The following is an 8,445-nucleotide window of genomic DNA, read 5'->3' as shown; positions in this document are numbered from 1 at the left end:
TTTTGCTGCTCGCTGCTCGCTGCTCGCTGCTCGCTGCTCGCTGCTCGCTGCTCGCTGCTCGCTGCTCGCTGCTCGCTGCTCGCTGCTCCTGCGATGTGAGGCGAGCGAGGCTATCGACAAAGGTATCGGCAATGCGAAATTCCATGGCGCCGCTCACTCATCATAATTGTTGGCACAGTCATCGTCATACGCACGAGCCAAGAGGTTCTTTGCTCCTCCGGTCCCTTGTTTCCGCACGAAAATGCCGAAGCCCAACTCCTTCACAAGCCCTGGCGCGGTGTTGAGCAGCTTCTCGGCTGTCAATTTAATAGCTTGGCTGGCTGTCTCGTCGGAATGTTGAAGCAGTTCGTTGAAGAATAAAAGTTCGAGTGTAGCCGACTCGATCCAAGGAACCACCTCCGAATACCCAGCAATCCACTTCACGCAGATTTCATCAGAGTAAATAAAATCCGCAAGCCTCTCAGTGCCGAACAGGCATGAGCCGAGATGAAGGCCCCGGAGTGTTGAACCGTTCGTTTCCCTGATGTCGCGCAACAGATTTGGCAGTTCGGTCCGGGTCAACCGGTCGTTGTTGATGAAAGCGAGTCCCTTATCGTCGCCATGAGTGGCGATGTAGGGGTGCCTGCATTCTCGATAGGAGGCTATCCTCGGGATCGCCTCCTTGATGGCGACCTCGCTGTTGGCCATCTCATAGTGATACGCGTTCGGGTTCGCGCATGATATATTGGCAATCAGATCAAAAAGACTGCGGACAGATAAATTCTGCTTTCTATGCCAATTACTTTCGATGATAGCAATTCCAGTATGGTCCATTTTGTCCCCTCACTCCACCGCAAAAACCTTCATCACCTCGTCGCCGAGGTGGTTGATCACCTTCACTGCGATGCGCCCTGACTTCGGCTTCAGGAACGGCCGCGACGTGTCGGAATTTAGCGTCGCCCAGGCCTCCTCGTCGATCTCGGCCCGCAGCGTCGTCTTCAGCGCCTTGTACGGATCGTTCGCGCCGAGGAAGTAGGCGTGGGCACAAAGAAGCTTTCCTCGTTATAGTCGGTGTCGAGCATCCACAGCGCGATGCCGTCCGTCCCTTCGGACACGACCTCGCCCGACTGCGGCTTGAACACATCGACGCCGAACACCTGTACACGGATCAGCGCATTGCCCTCGGCGTCCTTGCCCGCATCCTCGATCTTGATGTCCGGCTCGCCGAAGATCACGAACAGGTTGCCGCTGCCGTTCGGCTTGAGGTCGCCGCCCATATGCAGGTCGGGGTTCATGCGCGCCTTAAGCACGGGCACGCGCCCGAGTTTGTCGAACTCGGCGGAATGAGCGTCGTAGTTGAAGGCGCAGGCGATCAGCACGTCGAAGCCCGCGTCCCCCGCCTCGCGCGCCGCCGCCACGAGATCCGGCCGCGAGACCGTTCCATATTCCGGCCCGATCAGGATGCCCGCGCGCCGCTGCGTCTCGCCCTCGGTGTAGGTGCCGACCGCGCAGACAAACCTGCCCGGCCAGCCTTCGAGGCTCGTGAAACTGATGCGGTCTTCCTTGTGCGCCTGCTGGACGCCCGCCGCGCGCAGGTTTTCAAGGATCATGTGCGCGAAATCGGTCGCCACTTCGCCGCGCCCTGCTGGCTCGCGCTGGCCCCGCGACGCTTCGAGGATGTCGAACAGCTCGTCGTCCCAGTCCACCGCGAGGGTACGATGCGGAGAGAGGCTTTCCACCGTGAATGGACCGGCCACGCGCACGCGGTTGTTGTCGGCGTAGGGCTTGTCGTAGAGAAACTCGAACTCGGCTCTCGCGGCGATGGAGGCGTCGATTTCCTTTTGACGGGCGATGCGCGCCTCCCAGAAGCGGGCGAGCGCGGCCAGCGCCGCCGCTGGCCAGCCAGCAGGTGCCTCGCGGGGGATTTCCCATTCCATGAACCCGTTCGCGGGAGCGGCCTCGCCGGAAGGTAGCGTCACATCGCCCCTCGCCGTGAAGTCGATCTTCGCGCCAGCGCGACCGCCGGTTTCCACCTTGAACGGCTGCCTGTGGCCCTTCAGCGCGGAGTTCAAGCGCAGCGCGCGCATCCTCGACGGCGGGCTGCATCCGATCCCAGATAACGTCGATCTCAGTGTTGTCGGCGATGGACTTCAGCGTGATATGCGGCACGCGGTCATAAACGAAGCCAAAGCGAATGTTGCCGCGCGTCGACGTGGTCTTCGGCGCGGTACGCGATACCTCCGCCTCCTTCAACTGGCCTTCGGGGCTGTCGGCGAGAAGGTAATAGGGGTAGCGAGCGCCCATCAGCCGCGAACGGGCAAGGGCGATGGCGACGCGGCTCGTGTCGATTGTGATCCAGCGCCGCCCCCATTGCTCGGCGACATAGGCCGTGGTGCCAGAGCCGCAGGTGGGATCGAGCACCAGATCGCCGGGGTCAGTGGCCATCAGTATGCAGCGCTCAATTACGGAAGTGCTTGTTTGAACGACGTAAACCAGACCAGTTCCAATTTGCAATGATTCCCACCGATCCGTTATTGGCAACACGGCAAAATCGTCGAAATAACGTTTGTATCTAACCGTAGATTTCCCAGCGTTTATTCGCCCAACGCGGCCCAAAACATTCATGCCATTGATAGTTGTCTTCCAATGACTGCCCGAACCGGGAGTGAATTTTCTACCGTGAAACGCAAGAATTTGCTCTTGCGACGCTTGACCTGAGCTAATTAGACTGGTATGCCGAAAAATTCGGCCGCATGGAATGTTTGCGGTTCTATTCAACTCGTCCCTTGTAAGACGCCTATCTTCGCCGTTCAACAGCTCGATTTGATCGTAACGATCTGACGACACATGGCCTGCAACACGCACATTATATAGCTGCCTATATTTTACGTTGCTCTTTGAACGTGCGTACCAAACGACGAAGTCTACTGTTGCGGCGAGAAGATTTGCAGCTTGGCTTCCCGTCTTTTGCACTTGAATAAGCGAACAGAAATTCTCCTCCCCGAACACCTCATCCATCAGTGCGCGGACGCGGTGCACGTTCTCGTCCCCGATCTGCACGAAGATGCTGCCGCTGTCGGTGAGAAGATCGTGCGCCACGGTCAGACGGTCGCGCAGGTAGGTGAGATAGGAGTGGATGCCGTCGCGCCACGTGTCGCGGAAGGCGCGCACCTGCTCTGGCTCGCGCGTGATGTGGTCCTTCGCGCCGTCCTTCACGTCGCGGCTCGTGGTGCTCCACTGGAAGTTCGAGTTGAACCGGATGCCATAGGGCGGGTCGAAATAGATGCATTGCACCTTGCCGCGCAGGCCCTCGCGCTCGGCGAGGCACGCCATCACGTTGAGGCTGTCGCCCGTGATCATGCGGTTCGACCAGTGCTGGTCGTGCGCGTAAAACTCGGTCTTCGCTTCGAGATCGGGCAGGCCGTTGAAGTCGGCGAAGAGGTCGGGCATCGTCTCGGCACGGCCGTTCTCCCGCGCCTTCGACTGCCGGCGCAGGTCGTCGATCAGCACCTTCGGGTGCACCTTCTCCTGGATGTAGAGCGGCGGCGCGGACACCACGAGGTCCGACCAGTTCTGCTCGTCCTTGCCGCGCCACACGAGTTGCGGATCGAGGTCGCGATTGCGCCGCTCATAGGCGACGCGGATCGGCGACTTGTCCGCCTCCGGCACCACGCTCTCGAACTCCGCCGTGGGGATGTTCTTGCGCGTGGCGTCCGGGTGCGTGAGCGCCTCGACGCCGAGGGGTTTTTTGGCCATGCTTATTCTTCCAGACGCTCCGGCTTCGCGAGAGATTTCTTGTTCTCAGACGCGATACGTCTTTCCACTTTTTTGACATCCTCGGCAGGGGAAAGACTCTCGGGCCGAATTCCGCGATTGATCAGGGTCTTGCGAACCTCGGCATTGTTGGTGACATGCTCTGCCGAAATTTCGCGCTCGCGTGTCATCTGGTGCGCACGCGCGTTGAATATCGTGATTTCCGTCGCGAAGTCCTTCGCTTTCAGGATGATCGTTGGAGCAAAGTCAGCGAGCGGGCGGCTGTCCGGAACCTTCCATTGAGCTTTCAATCTGAAGCGTGGAGCGGCCGAAAAGCGCGTGATCCCCCTTGCTCCGAATCAGCCCGAAATCCTGGTTCTTGCCCGTCTGCTCGTAGATGAGCTGCGACAACTCCTTCTCCGTCGCAGTGAGCCTTTTTCGCGCATGGAGACGCTCAACTTCCAACATGCGCTGTTCAATCAGTTCCGCGCGACGCGTCTGGATCGCAAAATAGCTCTGTGCGAAGGCAATTTCGGGTTTGGATGGATCGCCGTTTTGCGCGACGAGATAGCAGGCAAACCTCGTCAACATCACATCGTCGATCTCGCGGCGGCTGCCCGATCCGAGTTCGACCATTTTCCCGACGTCAGCAAAATGGTCGGCGATCTCGTGGCCGGAAACTTCGCAGGCGGTTTTGGCCTTCGTGATGGCATTCACGAAGTTATCCCACTTCGCGTAGCCCAGAAGCACCTGCAAGTCGCGCGCAAGCCAGTATTCGACCCCGCTTTCCGTCTGCTGCGCATGCCCCTCAAAGCTGCCCGTAAGCTGTTGGATCAGTTCAGACTTCATGGTTCGCTTCCTTGTGCAGCAGTCCTTCAATCAGCTTGCCGAACTCCGCTTCCGTCGTACCGGCATCCCGGAATTCAGCAAAAGACCAGCGCCCGAACCTGCCAAGGTTGTTCACGCCCGGAACCCAATAAGACTGCATCGTCGTCGCTTTGACCCTCGCATCCTCGCCGCGGAAGCCCTTGATTTCGACGACTAGATTCAAGAGATCGGGCCGACCGTCGTCGATCTGGACAATGAAATCGGGCAGGTAGCGGTGGGGCATGCCGCGCGCGAGGTAAGGAACCTCAAAGCCAAGGTTCTGGTTCTTCACGTAGGCCCGCACGCGCGGGTGCGCCTCGACCACCCGGCAGAAATCCGTCTCCCATTCGCTGTCGCAGACGACCCAATTGATGTGGCACTTCGGCGGTGGACCTTGCGTATCCCAGCGCAACTCCTTCGATGTGGCAAAATTCACGAAGCGCGTCGAGCCGGTTGGATTATACGGGTCGAGCACGGCCTTCACCGGCCTTGTATCGATGTTGTTGAAGACGATTGCCGACCCGATCTTTTCCGCGGCGAGATCGGCTATCTGCTTGTAGAGCACCTGGGCCGGCTTCGTGTCGCCCATGCATTTGAGATAACCGCCTTCAAGCCACTGCCGGGTGATCCGTTTCAATTGGCCGAAGAGATAAAGCTTGGGCTCCTGGCCATCGTCCCGAAATTTATGGGCAAGCAGGTGATGCGTGAGATGAAGCAGGATCGTGCTGTTTCTGATATCGCCCAGATGATCGACCGTGAGAACATTGGGATGTCCAATGATGCCCTGGTTGGTGGTTTTGCCCGGTCCCACCATTTCTGGCGTGAGAACCAACGCATCGTCGGGCCTGAAATGGGCCTCGATACGTTCGTTGGGTATTTCCACGCGATAGCCCTCGACGCGTGGGAAGGTGATCTCGAGCGCATCCCGCTCCGGTTTGACAGCCTGCACTCTGACCGTCTCTCGCGGCTTGGCTGGCAGCGCAACGACGGGTTTAGCAGTGAAGTCGAACGGAATTCCAAAAATGTCCGCATACTCGACATTGAACAGGCCGTCTTCGTTCAACTCGTAGGATTGGCGCCGCAAGCCTCGACCAACAACCTGTTCGCACAAAAGCTGCGTGCCGAACGCGCGAACACCAAGAATGTGCGTAACCGTGTTCGCGTCCCAACCCTCCGTCAGCATGGAAACGGAAACGACGCAGCGGACCTGCTCTCCGAGTTTCCCCTTTTTGCCGACAGTGTTCATCACTTCGCGAAGAAGTGTGGCCTCGTCGATTTTCTCACCCGCGTGTATATCGCCCGACCGCTCCACCAGTTCTTGTCGGAAACGCTCGATCTCGTCGGCTGCCAACTCCCGGAAATCCTTGTCGAGCGCGTCGCCAGATTCGAGCTGACACTGTCGATCAGGATGGTGTTTGGCTTAGGCAGGTGATTGAAGTTTTCGTCGTGGTTCCGAAACAGTTCCAAACGTCCGTATTCCGGAGTCTCGCTGCCGTCCGTATTCTGACGAATAAATCCCGAGACGTATTTGTAGATCAGCTCCGATGTGGAGGTGTTGTTACACACAACAATGAATACCGGAGGGACACCTATTCCTGCTTCCTGCCAAAGATCGAAGGTATTCTTGTATCTTCCGTAAAGTGCCTCCAGTGCGGTGAGAAGAACGGGCGGTAGATCGAGAGGGCTATACGTCCCATTCGATGCATTGCGCCATTTTTTGGGAAGACCTCGCGGGCTTTTCTTTATTTCTTCCCAGAGATTTCGGAAGATAGGCGTATCCCCGTTGACGACGTTGTCTGCCACCGGAACTCGCGGAAGTTTCACAATGCCGCACTCGATCGCATCCATCAGTGAGAAGTCGCTTACGGTCCAATGAAAGAGCGTGCCTTCCAGATATCCGGATCCCCGAAGGAAGAAAGGCGTGGCCGATAGGTCGTAAACGGTTGAAGTGCCGATAGATCGCTGCAAGGCCTCAAGCCCCGAGATCCAGAGGCGAGCGGCCTCATTGTTCTTCTTGGCCTCTTCCTTTTCTTCACGGTCAAGAGCGCCGTCGTTTTCGGATGTGGAGTTCCCCGGCTTGGCACGATAGCAGTGGTGGGCCTCATCGTGGCTAGTTTCAGAGCGATACGAAGCAGGTCGGGATTGGATTGCGCATTGGCACCTTTGATGTGGGCCCAGTATTTTCCCCTCTTCGACGCCACTTCGGCCAACCAAATCGCTGTTTCGACAGCCTCGACCTGACAAAAGAATGGCCGGATGCCTTCGAATTTGTGATGACGCCAGTGTGTCAGGAGACGAGCCGTTTCCGGTGTAACCTGCCATTGGTCCGGATTTGGCAGGCGTCGCCATTTTTCGACCTCGTTCCGTATCTCGTTGATTATCGGTGTCGGATTATATTCTTGGCCATCGGTAGATAAGGCATCGCGCTCGTCAAGCTGAAGAGTGTCTTGCTTGCTATTCTGTTTGAGCTTCTTAGGCTTCGGGACTGGCGTAGTCAGGTCCGACCATCGTCGGCTTTCAATGATGCGGTTCGTCGGCCTTCTGTCGTCATCGAGTTCCCAATGACGAGCGGGATTTTCATACGGCGAGTTGAGGATTGGGTGGTCAAAAAAATTTTGCGCCATCTTGAGCGGAATCACCTGTCGGACAAATCGCTTTCGCGCATCTAAAGCTATAGCTCGTGCGCTGACAGAGTAATCCTTTTAGATAAATCTCCTGCTCATTTCGCACGCCGGTTAACGCCACGGTAAAGGGCCTTCATCCTATCGGACGTTCGACGGCCTCGACATAGCCCTAACCTATGCTGTAACTCGGCCTGAGTGCGGCTTCGATTATTCAGCTTGTTGCGAGGGGGATCAAATGGTGGTATCAATAGCCATCGAAGGTCGCCCGCAAGTTATTGATTTTGCTTGAAAATGCGCAGCATTCGGCTCTTCCCCTAGGGGGCGCCATTCCGCTTTTAATCCCCCGCAAATCAGGTAAGCTCTTGAAAGACATAGCTAATTCCGGGGTTCTAAGTCCTTCATTCCGCACATAGATCAGACGATCCGCGAAGGTCATCTTCAGCACCGTCCGCTTGTGCTCCAGATGCGGAGAAACCCAAAGTTTATAAGGGTTTAGAAGGAACCCCATCGAGGTTCTAAATGTTTCGTCGAACCTGCCGCGCGGACGCCCGCATTCGGCGATCTTTTCACTGAGTTCCAGCTTCCTCGCCTCCAACTCGCCGATACGTTTTTCATAGGCGGTGATGAGCGCGGGACTATCGGTTTCCGCGATTCGGTCCAGGAACTGCTCGACCTTGCGCTGGGTCGCGCGCCGGCTCGTTCCCCAGGGAGACGGCTTGCGTCTGATGCCCGTCACCCTGCGGTCCCACACGTCGCGCAAGATGGAAGCTCCGAACTCGAAAAGATCGTCATCGGGCTTCATCTCTTGCAGATAGGCGGCAAAGTCGCCCTCGATTCTCTCGCCCCGGATCGACTTGCCGTAGGACATGCAGCCGCGCACCGGGCAGTGATAATAAGGGTAGCGACCACCCAGCCTGCCTCTGGACCAGCAGGCTCTAAGGTTTGCTCCGCAATGCTTGGCGCTGACAGCCGGCCAGGTCCACGACAGCGTCGAGGCCGAGGCCCTGATCGAGCCGGTGGCGGGCGGCGGCATCCTGCTCGCCGACAAGGGCTACGACGCAGCCGCCAGCCGGGCGAAGGCAGCCGAAAAGCGGATGTTCGCCAACATTCCGCCGCGCCGCAACCGAAAGGGACGGTTCGTCTTTTCGATCTGGCTCTATCGGGCGGCGCATCGAGCGGCTCACAGCGCCTCGCCGCGCAACAGCTTCCCTCTCGCCTAGGT

Annotated in this window: 6 protein-coding genes and 2 pseudogenes; 1 reads left to right on the top strand and 7 read right to left on the bottom strand. The window is 57.9% G+C overall.

The window, feature by feature from the left end:
- Positions 1-153: 153 nt before the first annotated feature.
- From T281_RS14735 to T281_RS14710, 7 genes and pseudogenes are all read right to left on the bottom strand, one after another.
- A complete protein-coding gene (locus T281_RS14735; RefSeq protein ID WP_037240957.1) occupies positions 154-813 on the bottom strand; it encodes a hypothetical protein in 660 nt (219 codons plus the stop codon).
- A gap of 164 nt (positions 814-977) precedes the next feature.
- Positions 978-1,610, bottom strand: coding sequence for a hypothetical protein (locus T281_RS19625; RefSeq protein ID WP_245269260.1), 633 nt, complete (start codon positions 1,608-1,610; stop codon positions 978-980).
- Complete coding sequence (locus T281_RS19325; RefSeq protein WP_245269259.1) at positions 1,579-3,576, bottom strand: site-specific DNA-methyltransferase; 1,998 nt, start codon at positions 3,574-3,576, stop codon at positions 1,579-1,581. Before T281_RS19325 ends, T281_RS19625 begins: the two co-directional genes overlap by 32 nt.
- A gap of 161 nt (positions 3,577-3,737) precedes the next feature.
- The gene (locus T281_RS19320; protein WP_199502413.1) at positions 3,738-3,923 is read right to left on the bottom strand and encodes a hypothetical protein; all 186 of its coding nucleotides are present in this window, start codon (positions 3,921-3,923) and stop codon (positions 3,738-3,740) included.
- Positions 3,924-3,999: 76 nt separating this feature from the next.
- Entirely contained in the window at positions 4,000-4,581 is a 582-nt protein-coding gene (gene dinD, locus T281_RS14720; protein WP_199502414.1) for a DNA damage-inducible protein D, read from the bottom strand.
- A pseudogene (locus T281_RS19920) lies at positions 4,571-7,223 on the bottom strand (BPTD_3080 family restriction endonuclease). Before T281_RS19920 ends, dinD begins: the two are co-directional and overlap by 11 nt.
- Positions 7,224-7,467: 244 nt before the next feature.
- A complete protein-coding gene (locus T281_RS14710; RefSeq protein ID WP_052037542.1) occupies positions 7,468-8,091 on the bottom strand; it encodes a hypothetical protein in 624 nt (207 codons plus the stop codon).
- Between the two features lie 79 nt (positions 8,092-8,170).
- Here T281_RS14710 and T281_RS14705 point away from each other — a divergent pair.
- A pseudogene (locus T281_RS14705) lies at positions 8,171-8,386 on the top strand (transposase); the annotation flags it as partial.
- Positions 8,387-8,445: the final 59 nt, after the last annotated feature.

Origin of the sequence: Rhodomicrobium udaipurense JA643, from assembly GCF_000636015.1 — a bacterium.
In the GTDB taxonomy this organism is placed as follows: domain Bacteria; phylum Pseudomonadota; class Alphaproteobacteria; order Rhizobiales; family Rhodomicrobiaceae; genus Rhodomicrobium; species Rhodomicrobium udaipurense.
The sequence above is the reverse complement of the archived record's forward strand: the minus strand, read 5'-3'. Positions and strand labels throughout refer to the sequence as shown.